The 15,760-nt window shown below is 65.4% G+C and carries 15 protein-coding genes; 9 read left to right on the top strand and 6 right to left on the bottom strand.

Annotated features, from left to right (window positions below):
- The first annotated feature begins 23 nt into the window (after positions 1 to 23).
- The 4 genes from AC1DGP_RS12365 to AC1DGP_RS12350 all read left to right on the top strand — a co-directional run bounded on the left by AC1DGP_RS12365 (position 24) and on the right by AC1DGP_RS12350 (position 4,957).
- On the top strand, positions 24 to 1,826 hold the full coding sequence (locus AC1DGP_RS12365; RefSeq protein WP_476832189.1) for an amino acid ABC transporter permease/ATP-binding protein: 1,803 nt from the start codon (positions 24 to 26) through the stop codon (positions 1,824 to 1,826).
- 88 nt (positions 1,827 to 1,914) lie between these two features.
- A complete protein-coding gene (locus tag AC1DGP_RS12360) occupies positions 1,915 to 2,853 on the top strand; it encodes an ABC transporter substrate-binding protein (protein WP_441505901.1) in 939 nt (312 codons plus the stop codon).
- Between the two features lie 80 nt (positions 2,854 to 2,933).
- A complete protein-coding gene (locus AC1DGP_RS12355) occupies positions 2,934 to 3,866 on the top strand; it encodes an ABC transporter substrate-binding protein (RefSeq protein WP_476832188.1) in 933 nt (310 codons plus the stop codon).
- Positions 3,867 to 3,898: 32 nt separating this feature from the next.
- Entirely contained in the window at positions 3,899 to 4,957 is a 1,059-nt protein-coding gene (locus tag AC1DGP_RS12350; protein ID WP_476832187.1) for an LLM class flavin-dependent oxidoreductase, read from the top strand.
- A gap of 28 nt (positions 4,958 to 4,985) precedes the next feature.
- Here the strand turns inward: AC1DGP_RS12350 and AC1DGP_RS12345 are convergent, their stop codons facing one another.
- Together AC1DGP_RS12345 and AC1DGP_RS12340 are read right to left on the bottom strand one after the other, a co-directional pair.
- Complete coding sequence (locus AC1DGP_RS12345) at positions 4,986 to 5,600, bottom strand: DUF1109 domain-containing protein (RefSeq protein WP_441489794.1); 615 nt, start codon at positions 5,598 to 5,600, stop codon at positions 4,986 to 4,988.
- A 129-nt stretch (positions 5,601 to 5,729) separates the two neighbouring features.
- Complete coding sequence (locus AC1DGP_RS12340) at positions 5,730 to 6,296, bottom strand: sigma-70 family RNA polymerase sigma factor (protein ID WP_441489793.1); 567 nt, start codon at positions 6,294 to 6,296, stop codon at positions 5,730 to 5,732.
- Positions 6,297 to 6,463: 167 nt separating this feature from the next.
- Here AC1DGP_RS12340 and AC1DGP_RS12335 point away from each other — a divergent pair, with 167 nt between their 5' ends.
- The 5 genes from AC1DGP_RS12335 (at position 6,464) to AC1DGP_RS12315 (ending at position 12,265) form a co-directional block, all read left to right on the top strand.
- Positions 6,464 to 7,372, top strand: coding sequence for a CE1 family esterase (locus AC1DGP_RS12335; protein WP_476832186.1), 909 nt, complete (start codon positions 6,464 to 6,466; stop codon positions 7,370 to 7,372).
- Between the two features lie 58 nt (positions 7,373 to 7,430).
- Positions 7,431 to 9,080 (top strand): thiamine pyrophosphate-binding protein, encoded by a 1,650-nt coding sequence (locus tag AC1DGP_RS12330; RefSeq protein WP_441505903.1) that lies wholly within the window; start codon positions 7,431 to 7,433, stop codon positions 9,078 to 9,080.
- Positions 9,080 to 10,285, top strand: coding sequence for an OpgC family protein (locus AC1DGP_RS12325; protein ID WP_441489790.1), 1,206 nt, complete (start codon positions 9,080 to 9,082; stop codon positions 10,283 to 10,285). The genes AC1DGP_RS12330 and AC1DGP_RS12325 overlap by 1 nt, the downstream gene beginning before the upstream one ends.
- A gap of 70 nt (positions 10,286 to 10,355) precedes the next feature.
- Complete coding sequence (locus tag AC1DGP_RS12320) at positions 10,356 to 11,741, top strand: tetratricopeptide repeat protein (protein WP_441505904.1); 1,386 nt, start codon at positions 10,356 to 10,358, stop codon at positions 11,739 to 11,741.
- A gap of 23 nt (positions 11,742 to 11,764) precedes the next feature.
- Complete coding sequence (locus AC1DGP_RS12315; RefSeq protein WP_441505905.1) at positions 11,765 to 12,265, top strand: hypothetical protein; 501 nt, start codon at positions 11,765 to 11,767, stop codon at positions 12,263 to 12,265.
- A 45-nt stretch (positions 12,266 to 12,310) separates the two neighbouring features.
- Here AC1DGP_RS12315 and AC1DGP_RS12310 read toward each other — a convergent pair whose 3' ends face one another.
- The 4 genes from AC1DGP_RS12310 to AC1DGP_RS12295 are packed head-to-tail and all read right to left on the bottom strand — an operon-like array spanning position 12,311 to position 15,726.
- The gene (locus tag AC1DGP_RS12310) at positions 12,311 to 13,264 is read right to left on the bottom strand and encodes an N-acetylglucosamine kinase (RefSeq protein WP_441505906.1); all 954 of its coding nucleotides are present in this window, start codon (positions 13,262 to 13,264) and stop codon (positions 12,311 to 12,313) included.
- Positions 13,251 to 13,943 (bottom strand): N-acetylmannosamine-6-phosphate 2-epimerase, encoded by a 693-nt coding sequence (locus tag AC1DGP_RS12305; protein ID WP_441505907.1) that lies wholly within the window; start codon positions 13,941 to 13,943, stop codon positions 13,251 to 13,253. The genes AC1DGP_RS12310 and AC1DGP_RS12305 overlap by 14 nt, the downstream gene beginning before the upstream one ends.
- Positions 13,940 to 14,797, bottom strand: coding sequence for a carbohydrate ABC transporter permease (locus AC1DGP_RS12300; protein WP_441505908.1), 858 nt, complete (start codon positions 14,795 to 14,797; stop codon positions 13,940 to 13,942). Before AC1DGP_RS12300 ends, AC1DGP_RS12305 begins: the two co-directional genes overlap by 4 nt.
- Complete coding sequence (locus AC1DGP_RS12295) at positions 14,794 to 15,726, bottom strand: carbohydrate ABC transporter permease (protein ID WP_476832185.1); 933 nt, start codon at positions 15,724 to 15,726, stop codon at positions 14,794 to 14,796. Before AC1DGP_RS12295 ends, AC1DGP_RS12300 begins: the two co-directional genes overlap by 4 nt.
- Positions 15,727 to 15,760: the final 34 nt, after the last annotated feature.

The raw sequence follows: 15,760 nt of genomic DNA, 5'->3' as shown, positions 1-15,760 counted from the left end.
CCAGACTCCCGACGAGACCTGACATGACCCTGACCACTGATTTTCGCGCGCTTGATGCGCCGCCGCCGCAACCCGCGCGAAAGAGCGACAACGCGCATTATCGTATCGTGCCGGCGAAATACCCGGCGCGGACCGTCGGAACCGTCTTCTCGGTGATCGTGATCTTCGCGATCCTGAACTCGGTCCTCTCGAACCCACGTTGGGGCTGGGACGTTTTCGCCGAATGGTTCTTTGCCGAGCCGGTCCTGGCCGGCCTCGGACGCACCCTGCTGCTGACCTTGCTCGGCGCCACTTTTGGCTTCCTGCTCGGCACGGCGCTGGCGCTGGCGCGGGTCTCCGGTTCGCCCCTGCTGGGCTCGCTCTCCTGGGGTTATGTCTGGCTCTTCCGCTCGATCCCGCTCATCGTGCTGCTGCTGGTGCTGAACAATCTGGGCTATCTCTACGAGACGATCACGCTCGGCGTACCGTTCACCGAGATTTCCTTCTTCAGCTACCAGACCACCCAGTTGCTTACGCCATTCGCGGCAGCGGTGCTCGGGCTGGCGCTCAACCAGGCGGCCTTCTGCTCCGAGATCATTCGCGGCGGAATTCTCTCCGTCGATCAGGGTCAGTTGGAAGCCGCAGCCGCACTCGGCCTGCCGCGCTCACGCCAGGCCTCGCGCATCATCCTGCCGCAGGCGATGCGCACCATCCTGCCGACCGGCTTCAACGAGATCATCGGTTTGGCCAAGKGCACCTCGATGGTCTACATCCTGGCGCTGCCGGAGCTGTTCTACACGATCCAGATCATCTATCGCCGCAATCTGGAGGTGATCCCGCTGCTGATGGTCGCGACCGTCTGGTATCTGGTTATCCTCAGCGTCCTGTCCTTCATCCAGCATCATATCGAGCGCTATTACTCGAAGGGCGCGCTGCGCAATCCGCCGCCCTCCCTGATCGGCAATGCCCTTGCAAAACTGCGTCGCTCGGCAAGCCCGGCCGTGGCGCAGGTGCCGGTCGCGACATCGGCCCCGCTCCTTCTGCGAGAAGCGGGCACGCCGGTGAGTTGGGCCTCATTCGCCCGCAGCGGCGGCGAGGTTCGCATCCAGGCCGTCAGCAAGAGTTTTGGCCCGCTCAAGGTGCTGGACGATGTCAGCCTGACCATCCCGCGCGGCAGCGTCACCGTCATCCTCGGCCAGTCCGGCTCGGGCAAGTCGACCCTCCTGCGTGCGATCAACCATCTCGAGCGCGTCGATGATGGCTTCATCTCGATCGACGGCGAGCTGATCGGTTACCGCCAGGATGGCGACACGCTCTATGAGCTCAAGGAAAAGGATATCCTGAAGCGCCGCGTCGATGTCGGCATGGTGTTCCAGAATTTCAACCTCTTCCCGCATCTGACCGCGCTCGAGAACGTCATCGAGGCACCGATCACGGTGCGGAACATCGGCCGTGACGAGGCTGTCGCCCAGGCGCGCGAACTGCTGGCCCGCGTCGGCCTCTCCGAGAAGGCCGAAGCCTATCCGCGCCAGCTTTCCGGCGGTCAGCAGCAGCGCGTGGCTATTGCCCGCGCCCTCGCACTTCGGCCGAAGGTCCTGCTCTTCGACGAGCCGACCTCGGCGCTCGATCCAGAACTGGTCGGCGAGGTGCTCGACGTCATCAAGGAACTCGCCAGCTCCGGCACCACGCTGATCGTGGTCACGCATGAGATCGGCTTCGCCCGGGAGGTCGCCGACCGGGTCGTCTTCATGGAGCAGGGCCGCATTCTCGAAACCGGCTCGCCCGAGAAGGTTTTTGGGGCTCCCGACCACCCGCGGACCCGCGAGTTCCTCGCCAAGGTTCTCTAGCGCCTGGCCAGAACCGGCGAGCGCAGCGGGACCTGCGCTTCCCCCGATGATCCGAGCCTGTCCCGATCCCTCGCATGGAGTTTTCAGCATGGCCGCAAGGACCAGATCCCTTTCGCTCGGCTTCGGCGCGCTCGCCGCAGCAGCCGCCTTCCTCACCGTCCCTGCCATAGCCCAGCAGGTCTTCGATCTCAGCCCGGAACAACCCGGCCGCCCCCGTGCGGAGAGGAACGAGGAGGCACTCAAGCTGGTCGCCAAGGACGCCAAATTCGCCAGGGATGGCGTCTTCACCGTCGCCATCGCCTCGCAGCGCCTTCCCTTCGGCGCCTATGGCACCGACACAAGGACGCTGGTCGGCTCCGAGCCCGACATCGCCCAGCTCGTCGCCGACAGTCTTGGCCGGAAGCTCGAGATCGTCAGCGTCGCCTGGGCCGACTGGCCGCTTGGTGTCGCCTCCGGCAAATACGACGCCGCAATCAGCAATGTGACCGTCACCGAACAGCGCAAGGAGAAGTTCGACTTCTCCACCTATCGCAAGGACCTGCTCGGCTTCTACGTCAAAGCCAGCAACCCGATCACCATCACGGAGCCCAAGGATGTTGCCGGACTCAAGGTCATCGTCGGTTCCGGCACCAACCAGGAGCAAATCCTGCTGCGCTGGAACGAGCAGAACCTCAAACAAGGCCTGAAACCGGTCGAGGTGCAGTATTACGACGACGACGTCGTGCTCTATCTCGCACTCGAGACAGGCCGGGCCGACGTCTATCTCGGCCCCAACGCCCTGCTCAGCTTCAAGGCCGCCCGCGAAGGCAAGACCAGACTCGCGGGCAATTTCAGCGGCGGCTGGCCGCTGCTGGCCGAGATCGCGGTGACGACCCGCAAGGGGAACGGGCTGGCGGAAGCGATCACCCATGCCCTCAACACCCAGATCGCAAACGGCAATTACGGCAAGGCGCTGACCCGCTGGAATCTCGGCCCAGAGGCGGTCGAGAAATCCACCACCAACCCGCCCGGCCTGCCCAAGAGCTGAGGCCCTTGCGCCGCCGCGCGACAGCGGCGGCGCTGACGTCCTTTAGCGAAGCGGCCAATTCTGGAACTGGAAGGACGATCATGATCGGGCGACGAGCCATTCTCTCGCTGCTGCTTGGGGCGGCGACCACCTACTGGAATTCTGCCCCCGCCCTCGCGCAGCCCTTCGATCTCGGCCCGGAGCAGCCGGGCAGGCTTCGCGCCGAACGGAACCCCGAGGCAATCAAGGCCATCCCCAAGGGCTTTGTCTTCGTCGAGCCGGGCTCGCTCACCGTCGCGATAAGCCCGAGCGGCCCGCCGCTCGCCACCTATGCGACCGACGCCAGGACCGTCGTCGGTGCCGATCCAGACTTTGCCCAGCTCATCGCCGACAGCCTCGGCCTGAAGCTCAATCTTCTGCCGATCGCCTGGGCCGACTGGCCGCTCGGCCTGGCCTCGGGCAAATACGATGCGGTGATCTCGAATGTCGGCGTCACCGAGCAGCGCAAGGAGAAATTCGACTTCTCCACCTATCGGCAAGGCCTGCACGGCTTCTATGTGAAGGCCGAGAGCCCGGTGACGTCCATTAGGGAACCCAAGGACGCGGCAGGCCTGCGCATCATCGTCGGCGCCGGCACTAACCAGGAGCGCATCCTGCTCGCATGGAGCAAGTTGAATGTCGCAGCCGGGCTCAAGCCACTCGACCTGCACTATTACGACGACGAGCCGACCAAACTGATCGCACTGCTCGCCGGCCGCGCCGACGTCATCGTCCAGCCGCATGCTCAACTGGTCTTCATCGCCGCACGCGACCGCAACATCCGGCGAGCCGGCACTCTCAGCGCCGGCTGGCCTCTCAAATCGGATGTCGCGATTACGACGCCCAAAGGCAGCGGTCTCGTCGACGCGCTGACTGCCGCCACCAATGGCCTGATCGCCACCGACAAGTACCGCCAGGCGCTCGCGCGCTGGGGACTTGAGGAAGAGGCTCTGGAGCGCTCCGAGACCAATCCGCCAGGCTTGCCCAAGTCCTGAAGCCGACGCCCCCAATGCCTTGTGAGTTCATCATGCCCGCCACTCCGCTCACGATTAGCCGGATCGGCTTCCTGACGCCCGGCAATTACCGCGACGACGCTCCACTGGTTGGATTGGAGGACACCCTCCAGCTCTTCGAATTCGGCGAACGGCTCGGCTTCGACAGCGCCTGGGTGCGCCAACGCCATCTCGAACCCGGCGTCTCCTCGGCCAGTGTCTTTCTGGCCGCTGCAAGCCAGCGGACTCGACGCATCGAGATCGGCTCCGCCGTGATCCAGATCGGTTACGAGAACCCGTTCCGGCTGGCCGAGGACCTGTCGCTTGTCGACGTACTCGCACATGGGCGCCTCAATGTCGGCCTCAGCGCCGGGCCACCGTCGTATGCCGAGCTGTTGGGTCAGCGCTTCCTCGACGGAGACCGGACAGATTCAGACTATTCGCATCAGCGTGTCGCCCGCCTCGCAGCCAATCTCGACGGCGCCTATCTCGGCGACGACGAGACTTTCATCACATCGGCGGCAGGGCGGTTGCGGCCGCGTATCCAACCGCACGCACCGGGGCTGCGTGAACGGCTTTGGTATGGCGGAGGATCGCTGCGTTCAGCCCGTTGGGCCGGGGAGAACGGCTTCAACCTTCTCGTCGGCAACATCAATATCGGCGAGGAGACCGACAATTTCTTCGAGGCCCAACTGCGTCAGCTCGCTCTCTATCGCAGCAGCTGGCAGGCCCAGCATCAGCCACGCATTGCCGTTGGCCGTGTTATCGTCCCGCTCGACGGGGCCGATGCAAAGACCCGCAGTCGCTATCGCGATTACGCCGCCAGCCGGCATGAGCGCACCCTGAAACCGCAGGGCGAACGCCGAACCCAGTTCGCTCCGGATCTCATCGGCACATCGGAGCAGATCCTGATCGCATTGTTGCAAGACCCAGTGCTGCGCGMGGTCGACGAGTTGCGTCTTGAGTTGCCCTATAATTTCGAAGCGGAGGATTATGAGCAGATCATCGACGACTTCATTCGCCTGATCGCGCCGAACCTTGGTTGGCTCAGAGGGCGGGCAGGCAAGCCGGACCTCGCCAGGCTGCCGGCCTGATGACAGCCGCTGACTGCCTCAGGCTCCACTACCAGCGCACGAATCGCGGAAAAGCGAGGGCTCCGACGACAGCCATCAGGCCCATCGCCAGCGGATACCAGCTTGCGATGAAGGGGATCGTATCCTCAGGGCAATGCACGCTGTAGGCGATGGTCGCCAAGGCCGCGGATGCAACTCCGGCGGCAGCGCCAGTGAGGCGCAAATCGACCGGCGCGCCGCGCCGGGCGACCGCGATCATGGCAGCGAACGGGATCAGCCCGTAGAGCACAACGGAGATCAGGCAGGCCTGCCAGCTCCTGCCAAAGGTCAAATTGGCCCATTCTCCGGCAGGCGCCCGAGCCAGAACGACGAGAGCCCACAGCATCACGGCGGTGATCGGGAGCAGGATGAAGGACAGATGTCCTCGCGGACTGAGACCGGGCCGCAGGCTGCGCTGGAAAACCGCCACGGCGATCCCGGCCACACTCGCTCCGAGCAGGACCTTGCCCAGCACCGGCGCGCTGGCCCAGGCCCCCGCCAGGTCCCGGCGCGCGCCGAGCGTCAGGAGCACGGCAAGCGTCGCCCCGATCATGGCGAGGAACGCAGCAAGCCAGGTGATACGGCGCAGCCACCCGGTATCAACCGGCTGGCTGCTCGTGGCCATGAGGGAAATCAGCTCGTCTGTCTGCATGTCGGATCGGTCATTGTACTGTGATGGACGGGATTTCGCAGCAAACAGGCGAAAGGTTACAGCGTCGGGTGCGCTCACGCTGCCGCAGCACGCGCATCGCGGTCACGGTGCCCTGCGCATGGTCAGGAGGCGCGCCATGGCCCGCAGGCCGCGATGGATTGCGACCTTCGCTGCCGTCTCGGTCATGCCGGCAGCGCTTGCGGCTTCAGCGACCGAACAGCCCTGGACCTTGACCTGGTCGATCAGCGTTCGCGTCCGTTCAGGCAAGGATTGCAGGGCTCGCGTCAAGTCCAACCGGGCATCGGAGGCAGGCGTGTCTGGCGCCGCCAATTGATAGGCCTCGTCATCGATCGGCAGGTTGGACGCGTGCCGCCCGGAGCGGCGCAAATGATCAACGAGTTTATAGCGCGCGATCGCATGGGCCCAGGCGGTTACGGGGCTCGCCGGATCATAGCTGTGCCGGGAGAGATGCAGGGCGAGCAAGGTCTCCTGCAAGACATCCTCCGTCTCGCTCGGCTCGCTGCGCCCCGCTCGCGCCAGATGGTGACGCAAATAGCCGCGCAGGCGCACGCTGATCGCCTCGAGGAACGTGCGATAGGCCGACGCATCGCCGGCAAGTGCGGAGAGAAAGACGGGACGCAGCTGCGTTTCAAGATCGGCGAGAGACACGGGAAGCGGCGATTCTCCGGGGCCGTGCAGGCGGGTGTCCAATCCGTCGCATGATGATGCAGGGCTCACAAGCCCGTGACTGGCAGATGCTGACCTCGCCCCGCCCCGATACGCTCGCATACGCGCAGAGCGCGGCCTTCCGGGCCTTTCGCGGGAAAGCGACGAACATGGCGACAGAAGCGCGCTTCGGCCTGGCGATCATAGCGCTCGCAATGGCGCTGACCACGACGCTGACATCCGCCGCCATCGCACAGGAACACGCCAGGACGGAAGCGCGCCTCACGCCTTGCCCGGCCGAGGGAGGCTGCCCGGTCGAGGGCGGATTCTATCGCATCCTGCTGCCTGCGCAGGCCGCGATCGGGCATCTGCGCGGCGCGATCATGTACTTTCACGGCTGGCAAGGCTCGGCCGAGGAGATCATGGCCGATCAGGGTCTCGTCGCGGTTGCGCAACGCCTCGGCGTTGCGCTGATCGCCCCTGACGGGATGGGGCGGACCTGGTCCTATCCCGGTTCTCCCGGACACCATCGCGACGAATTCGCCTTCATCGGCCATGTTCTCGACGACGTCGCGCAACGCTTCCCCGTCGATCCCCGCAGGATTCTGGCCAGCGGTTTCTCGCAAGGCGCGTCCATGGTCTGGAATCTGGCCTGCCGAATGCCATCGCGCTTTGCCGCCTTTGCGCCAATCGCCGGTGCGTTCTGGGAGCCATTTCCGCAGGACTGCGTCGCCCCCCGGCCCAATCTGATCCATGTCCATGGCACGAGCGACACAACCGTGCCGATGGCGGGGCGCCCACTCCGGTCCGGGTACAGGCAGGGTGATCTCTTCAGGAGCCTCGCCGTCCTGGCACCCGGCTGCACCTCATCCTGGGCGGATGAGGTCCGGAAGGCGCCGCAGCCGGAGGTCCTGACCTGTCGGCTGGGAACAGACTGTCCCGGGCCTGCGCGGCTGGAACTGTGCCTCCATGGCGGCGGTCATATGGCCGACCCGGCCTGGGTCGAGCGGGCCTGGCAACTTGCGATGCCTCCCAAGATGCCGACAGCCGCGGCGGGCGCCAGGCTCACTTTTCCGTGAGGCCGTAACCAGCAGCTCGCCTCGCGCGATCTCTCCTGCCGATACCGAGGGAGACACCATGCGCCAGGATACAAGCCTAACCGAGATGACGCCGAAAGCGGCAGAAGCAGCATGCGTCCGAGGCGCCGATCTGATGGCGCAGCAGCTGGCTGCCGCCGGCGCGACACATGCCTTTGGCATTCCCGGCGGCGAGGTCCTGGCGCTGGTCGATGCGCTTGAACGTGCCGGCATCCGCTTCCTCCTCGCCAAGCACGAGAATGCGGCGGGTTTCATGGCCGAAGGGCTGTGGCATGCGACAGGCGGCTTGCCGGTTCTGGTCGCGACACTCGGGCCCGGCGTCGCCAATGCGGTCAATGTCGTTGCCAATGCCCGGCAGGATCGCGTCCCTCTGATCTTCATCACCGGCTGCGTCGATCAGGCCCTGGCTGAAAGCTACACGCATCAGATCTTCGACCATCAGGCAGTGCTGCGGCCGCTGGTGAAGGCAAGTTTTCGCGCCGCGCAGGGCACCGAGGATCTGGTGGTGCAGAAGGCTCTCGCCATTGCCGGGAGTGGCCGGCCCGGCCCGGTCCATATCGATCTGCCGATCGCGGTCGCCGAGGCGAAGACTGTCCAGCGCGCGGTCCAGATCGTGAAGCCTCCCGACAACAGCGCCCCCACCGATCTCAGTTTCGCACGCGAGATGATCGCGACTGCGAAGCGGCCGCTGGTCATTGCCGGGCTCGACCTGGTGAATGAGGGCTCCGCCGCCGCACTCGACCTATTCCTCACCCGGACCGGTGCCCCGCTGCTCACCACCTACAAGGCCAAGGGCCTGGTGCCGGAAAGCGATCCGCGCGTGATCGGCGGAGTCGGATTGTCGCCGAGGGCCGATGCGCTGGTACGGCCGCTGCTGGACGAGGCCGACCTCGTCGTGCTCGCCGGCTACGACCCGATCGAGATGCGCCAGGGCTGGCGCAATCCCTGGCCGACGGGCAAACGCGTAATCGACATCGTCGCCGAGGATGTCCACCACGGCATGCATAGCGCGACGCTGCTTCTCGAAGGTCATGTCGGCACCATCCTGTCGCGGCTCGGCGAAGAAGCAATGCTGGACGGCACCTGGCCGGACGGGCGCCCCGCCGCCATTCGCGCGGCGCTCAGCGAGGCCTTCGCTCCGCCATCGGACTGGGGTCCCCATGCCGTCATCGACATCCTGCGCGAGGTCGCGCCGGTGAAAACCATCGTCACGGCCGATTCCGGAGCGCACCGGATTCTGCTCAGCCAGATGTGGAGGAGCGACGGGCCGCGCCGCCTGCTGCAGTCGACCGGGCTCTGCACGATGGGTTGCGCACTCCCACTGGCGACTGGCGCGGCGCTCGGCACGGGGCAGCCCACACTCTGCTTCGTCGGCGATGCCGGCCTCGAAATGGTCCTGGGCGAGCTCGCGACCCTGCGCGATCTGGCGCTGCCGGTTGTCCTCGTCGTATTTGTCGATGAGAGCCTTGGCCTGATCGCACTGAAGCAGCGCCAGCTTGGCCTAGCCCGCGCAGCAGTCGATTTTGGCGGCACCGATTTCGCGGCGATTGCCGGCGCGATGGGCGGCCACGGCAGCACGATCTCAAACCCGGACAGCCTCAGGCGCGAGGCACGCGCCGCATTCCAACGCAGTGGTTTCACGGTGCTCGCCTGCAGGATCGATGCAGGCAGCTACGAAGGAGCCTTCTGATGCGCACGCTTCAACAGAAGGCAGGCAAGCGCCCGCGCGATGAACGGCTCGACTTCTTCCGCGGCCTGACGATGCTGATCATCTTCGTCGCGCATTGGCCGCAGAACAGCTGGAACGCCTTCATCCCTGCTCGCTTCGGCTTCTCGTCAGGCGCCGAACTCTTCGTCTTTTGTTCCGGCATTGCCAGCGCACTCGCCTTCGGCAGCGTCTTTGTTCGCCGCGGCCTGTGGCTTGGAACCGCGCGCATCATGCTGCGCATCTGGCAGGTCTATTGGGCGCAACTCGGACTCGTTCTGGCGCTGATCGCGCTCGCCGCGCTGCTCGATCACAGTTTCGGCCTTGGCATGCTCGCGTCCCAGTTCGCGCCGCTCCTGAGCTCCCCGGACACCGCACTGCTCGGCCTCGCGACGCTGACCTGGCAGCCGGATTATCTCGATATCCTGCCGATGTATCTGGTGATCCTGGCCCTGGTTCCGGTGGCCATGGCGCTGCACCGGATCAATGCTGGGTTGCCCTTCCTGATGGTGGCGCTGCTCTATGGGCTTGCCTGGGCTGTCGACCTCAATCTCCCCGGAAATCCCTGGAACGGCGCCGGCTGGTTCCTGAACCCCTTCGCTTGGCAGCTCATCTTCTTCATCGGGTTCTTCATCGGTATGAAATGGTTGCCGGTACCGCGGCTTGGCGAGCACAGGCTGATGCTTGCTGCCGGCGTCTTCCTGCTCCTTTCCGTACCGTTCTCCTTCTGGGGTTTCCTGGAGCACTGGCCGGCGGCGCAGGCGCTACGCGACCTGATCCTGCCCGCCAGCGAGAAGAGCAATCTGCACATCCTGCGCGTGCTGCATTTCCTGGCATTGGCCTATCTCGTTCTCAGCCTGGTCGAGCCCTGGCGCCGGAATCTGGATCAGGGCGTTGGCCACTTGCTCATCTTGATCGGACGGCAATCGCTCGCCGCATTTCTTGCCAGCGTCGTGCTGGCACGGCTCGCCACCACCGCAGCCGATATGCTGGGCCGGACCGAGTTGAGCATGGCGCTGCTCAATCTCGTCGGCTTTGCAGCGATCCTCGGCGTCGCGGTCGTGGTCGGCTGGTTCAAGAGCGCACCCTGGGCTGGTCATGCCGCGCCAGCGAAGGCTGAACCGCAACGCATGGATGAGACGGAAGCGCCCAAGCACGGCCTGTCAACACGGGTCCGTGAAGCGAGTTGATCGCCGCTTGATCGGCCGCCAGCGAACTCCCCGAGAGACGCCCCTTCAAGGGCTCGAACGGAGTAGCCTCATGTATCACGATCTCTCAGGCGAGCGCGTCACTGTCGCGAACGACGCTGCACGCCTCGCCTGGAACGACACGCTCGAAGCCGTGCTGGCCCATGCTGCCGCGACACCTGAGCATCTCGCCCGCGTGCTGGCAGCGGATCCGGATTTCGCACTGGTTCATGCGGCCAAAGGCCTGATGCTTCTTTCGCTTGCCAGGTCAGAATTGCTCGGAGCGGCGCGCGACTGCCTCGTCAAGGCCAAGGCGGCCATCGCGTTGCGTCCCGTCACACAGCGTGAGCGCATGCTGGTCGAGGCATTGGCGTTCTGGCTGGCCGATGCACCGCGACTGGCCGCCGGGCGCCTGGAAGCGATTCTGGAGGCCCACCCCCTCGACGTGCTGGCGCTAAAACTCTCTCACGGCCTGCGCTTCATGCTCGGTGATCAGGACGAGATGCTGGCCTGCCTGCGCCGCACCGCGCCGGCTTTCGGCGAAAGCCATCCGCTTGCCGGATATGTCCATGGCTGCCACGCTTTCGCGCTCGAAGAACAGGGTTTCTATGCCGAGGCCGAGCGAGCGGGCCGCCGCGCCGTCGTCCTTGCGCCACGCGATGCCTGGGGCCGCCACGCCGTCGCGCATGTGCTGGAAATGACCGGCCGCGCCGACGAGGGGATCACCTGGCTCGGGAATGCCCGGAACTGGTCCCATGCCAATAACCTGCGCTTCCACATCGTCTGGCACCTCGCCCTGTTCCGGCTCGAGCACGGAGAGACCGCGGAGGTGCTGCGCCTCTATGACAACGATATCCGGGGCGAGCCCACCGACGATTATCGCGACATAGCCAATGGCGCCTCGCTGCTTGCCCGGCTCGAATATGCCGGCGTCGATGTCGGGACGCGCTGGGAGGAACTGGCCGCACTCGCCGAGGGCCGGATCGATGATGGCCGCCTGGTCTTTGCCGACCTGCACTATGCTCTCTCATTGCTCGGCGCCGGGCATTCAAGCGGCGCGGAGGCGATCGCCCGCACGCTCGTTGGGGATAGCCGGGCGCATCGCAGCAGCGAGCGCAGGCAGGCGGCCCATCATGGTGCGCTCGCGGCCTTCGGCCTGCTCGCCTTCCATGAAGGCGACTACAGCGAGGCGGCGAGGCTGCTGGGCGCCGCGCGCGACGGACTGGTCGCGATCGGTGGCAGCCACGCTCAACGCGACCTCTTCGAGCAGGCCTATATCGAAAGCCTGATCCGCTCGGGCAACCATGAGCGCGCGGCCCCGCTTCTTAGCGAACGCATCACGAAACGCGGCGGCTCCAACCTCTTCGCCGCGCGCCGGCTGGCGTTGCTGCGCAACCGGCCGGCCGCACACACCGCCGCGTTGGCCGTCGCGGCGACCCCGCTCGCGCTCGCCCACTAAACGCCACCACAGGAATAACAGCCATGATCACCACCACCCTGCCCTGGACCACCCCCCTTCTATCAGCACGCACCATCGCGAACCTGGCCCTTGGCGGCTTTGCCGGGCTTGGCTTCTGGGAACTGTTCTCGGCCGTCCCGACCGCGTGGTTCGCGGAATTCCCCCTGGAGCCGCCCGAGTTGGTGAAGTCGCTGTTTTCCCACCAGCTCGGCCTGACGCTTTCGACGCCGGTCGCGAAGCTGCTGCATTTCCTCACAGGCTTCCTGTTCTACCCGCTCGGCTATTACGCGCTGACGCGTTTCGTGAAGAGTTTCGGCATGCCCGCCGATGGTTGGATCTGGGGGGTGATCACCTACTTCATCGCGCTCGGCTTCTTCGCGCCCCTGGCCGGTCAGGCCTTCCTTCTCACCGACGTGCCGCGCCTCTCCCTCATGAGCCTGATTGGCCACGCGATCTATGGCTACCTTGCGGCCTTCGTCTTCGAGCAACTCGAAGCGTCTTCTGCGCCGGTTCGTCCCCGCTGAGGATCCGACCGGGCTCTTGTCGATGACCGGGCACATAGCGCGGTTTCAACGCCCTGTGCCCGGCTCTCCCTCACCTGGATTCGCAGCAAGCTCGACGGCCAGTCGCGCCGCGACTGCCGGCACATCGGGGCTGGCATCGGCCAAAAGCACGGGTGGCGCGACGGAGGCTGCGAAGCTTTCGGCAATGGCTGGCGAGAGCGTGATCGCACGGCCGGCCAGGGCCACCGGCTTGAGGCCGACACGCCCACGCAGTGCCAGAGCGAGGCGGGCGAGTTCCCGTCCTGCCCCCACAAAAATCCGTCTCGCTTCGGGATCCCCGGCCTCATCGGCAGCGCTTACGGCACGGGCCAAAAGCCCCAGGCTGCCGCGGTCGCCGCCATAGATATAGACGCGGGCCGCATCCCAGGAGCTGCCGCCAACAGCTGCGGAGAGCGCCCGGCCAATCACTGTGCTCCAGCCGGAACCCGGCGCTTCATCTTCTCGCCGCAGGACGAACCGCAACGCCTCGGTCGCGATCCAGGTCGCCGCCCCGCCATCGTCGACCAGCACGCCATAGCCGCCGGCTCGGATGATCTCGCCGCCTGCCGCGAGGTGGTAGCCGATGGAGCCGGTACCGGCATAGACGACGATGCCCTCGCCGGGCGCAAAGCGGGCGCGATAACCGAGCCACATGTCGTCCACGACGAGCACGGATGTCTCGGCGCATTGGAAGGCACCCGCGAGCATCCGTGCAAAGAGGGCCGTCGTCGGCGAAGCCGATCCAACGCCCGTGACGCCGGCCACGATGGCGCTGGGCCGGCTATGGCCTGCGAGTTCCGACGCGAGCCCCGCAAAGATGCCTCGCACGCGCTCATGGTCCGCCTCGCTGAAGACATGGCCCGTCATCGGTGCCACGTCGCCTCGTGCCATGACCTCGCCAGCTGCGGAGACGAGACACCAGCGCGACGCCGTCCCGCCCGTCTCGATGCCCAGGCCCAGCGGGTGCTCAAGCCCGGGCATGCGCGACGAAACGGCGGGTGATCTCGCGGGGATTGGTGATGGCCGTGCCAACGACCACGGCGTGCGCACCGGCTGCGAAGGCCGCATCAAGCTGCTCCGGCCGCTCGAAACGCCCCTCCGCCACGATCGGCGTCGATATGGCGCCAGCGAGGGCAGCGATCAGCGCGATATCCGGCCCCGCCGCCTTCAACGCAGCGGTCTCATCGGTGTAGCCGGACAAGGTCGTGGCAATGTAGTCGGCGCCAAGCCTGGCCGCACGGACACCGTCCTCGAACGTCGCGCAATCCGCGAAGACGGGCTTGCCCAGTTCACCGCGGATGCGCGCGATCAGAACCCCGAGTGGTTCGCCATCGCGGGGCCTGGCGGTTGCATCGAGCGCAATGATGTCGGCGCCCGCGGCAGCAATCAGCGCAGCCGCGGCGAAATCGGGCGTGATATAGACCGGAAAGTGATCGTCCCAGCGTTTGAGGATGCCGATGATCGGCAGCGTGCTGACCGCGCGGATCGCAGCGATATCGGCAGGCCCATTGGCACGCAGGGCGAGCGCCCCGCCATGCTCCGCCGCCTGGGCCATCGCCGCCATGAACACCGGCCCATGCAACGGGTTGTCCGCCCGCGCCTGGCAGGACACGGCGAGGCTGCCCGGCGGTATCAGGTTCTGATTGTCTAGAAGTGTCACTTTACCGCCCCTGCGGTCATGCCCCGGATGAACTGGCGCGACATCACGATGTAGATGATGGTCAGTGGCAGGGCTGCGATGGTGAGGCCGGCAAAGAGCATGCCCCAGTCGGTGGTATATTCGCCCATGAACACCGAAAGGCCCTGAGGCAGGGTCTTGCGCACATCGGTCTGGATGAAGACGAGCGGGAAGAAGAAATCATTCCAGGTCGGCACGGCATTCTGAATCGCGGAAATGACCATCGGTGGCACGGATAGCGGCAGCATGATGGACAGCATGATCCGGGGCTCGGACGCCCCGTCGATGCGCGCGGCCTCCTCGAGTTCCGTCGGCAACGTCCGCAAGAACCCGGTCATGATGAAGATCGTCGAGGGCAGGCCCATCGCCGTATAGATCAGGATGAGGCCGAAACGGGTGTCGAGCAGGCCGAAATCGCGCATCTGGAGAAAGAGTGGGATCACCGCGAGTTTCAAGGGCAGCATCAGGCCGGCCAGGAAGAACATGAAGATGGCCGAATTGCCCGGGAACTCGTAACGCGCGAGCGCATAGGCCCCCATCGTGCCGAGCAGCAGGATAAGCGCGATGGACGAGCCGGTGATGATCACCGAGTTGATGAAGTAGCCCGGCAGGCTTGTCTCGCCCCAGATCCGGGTGAAGTTCGCGACATAGGTGAAATCAGGAACGGAAAACGGTGCGTCGAAGATCTCCCCGGTCGTCTTGAAGGCCGAGAAGACCATGATGACGATCGGGTAGAGCATCAGAACGGAGTTGCCGACGAGCAGCGCGGCGGCGATCAGGCTGCCGGGGCTGCTGCGCGGAAACAATGGGTCCGGGCTTTGGGCCTTTGCCGTCACAGCGCGATCTCCCGGCGGCGCAGATACTGCGTAATGAGCGTCGCGACGACCGCGATGAACATGAACATCAAGACGGCAAGCGCATTGCCGTGCCCGAAATCCTGAAGGCCTGCGCTCTGGTTGCCGAAGGCAGTGCGGTAGAAATAGAGCCCCAGCACGTCCGTCGACCCGTAGGGCGAGCCGTCCAGCCCCGCCATGATGTAGGGCAGCTCGAACCAGTTGAAGGCGCCGATGAAGAGCAGCGTCAATGTGATGGTCGTGGAGGGCGCCACCAGTGGCCAGACGACACGGGTCAGCATCTGCCAGCTGCTGCAGCCGTCGAGCTTGGCCGCTTCCAGGATTTCGCGGGGGATGCGCTGCATTCCGGCCAGATAGACCAGGGCGGGAAACCCGACCCAGTGCCAGGCATTGGCCATGACCAGCGCGGGCAGCGCCGTCGTCTCCTGACCGAGCCAGGGCTGGCGCAGCGCGCCGAGGCCGATCATGTCGAGAAGCTGATTGATGAGGCCGAAATTGGGGTCGAGGAAGAGCTTCCACAGGAACCCGACCAGGACGGTGGACAGGATCACCGGCATGAAAATCGCGATCCGGTGAAAGCGAAAGCCGAACGGCTCCCGATAGATGAACCAGGCAAGCAGAAATCCGGCGGTGTTCTGCACCACGAAAAGCGCGAAGAAGACGAAGAGATTGTGCCGGAAGGCGCGCCAGGTCAGCGCCGCGAAATKATCACCGAACAGGACATCGCTGAAATTCTGCAGGCCGACGAATTCTCCCTGGGCCATCCCCTCCCAGCGATAGAAGGCAGAGCTGAGCGCCACCAGCAGCGGCCAGACGACGAAGGTCAGCATCATCGCCATCGGCGGCACGATGAGAAATGCGATCCAGGCCGCGCGCTTGCGCCTTTCGCGGCGTCGGTAATCCGTCTTCATGAGACCTGGCCTGTTGAAGCAGCACTCAGGGGGA

Source organism: Allobosea sp. 05T433, assembly GCF_056396065.1.
The sequence above is the reverse complement of the archived record's forward strand: the minus strand, read 5'-3'. Positions and strand labels throughout refer to the sequence as shown.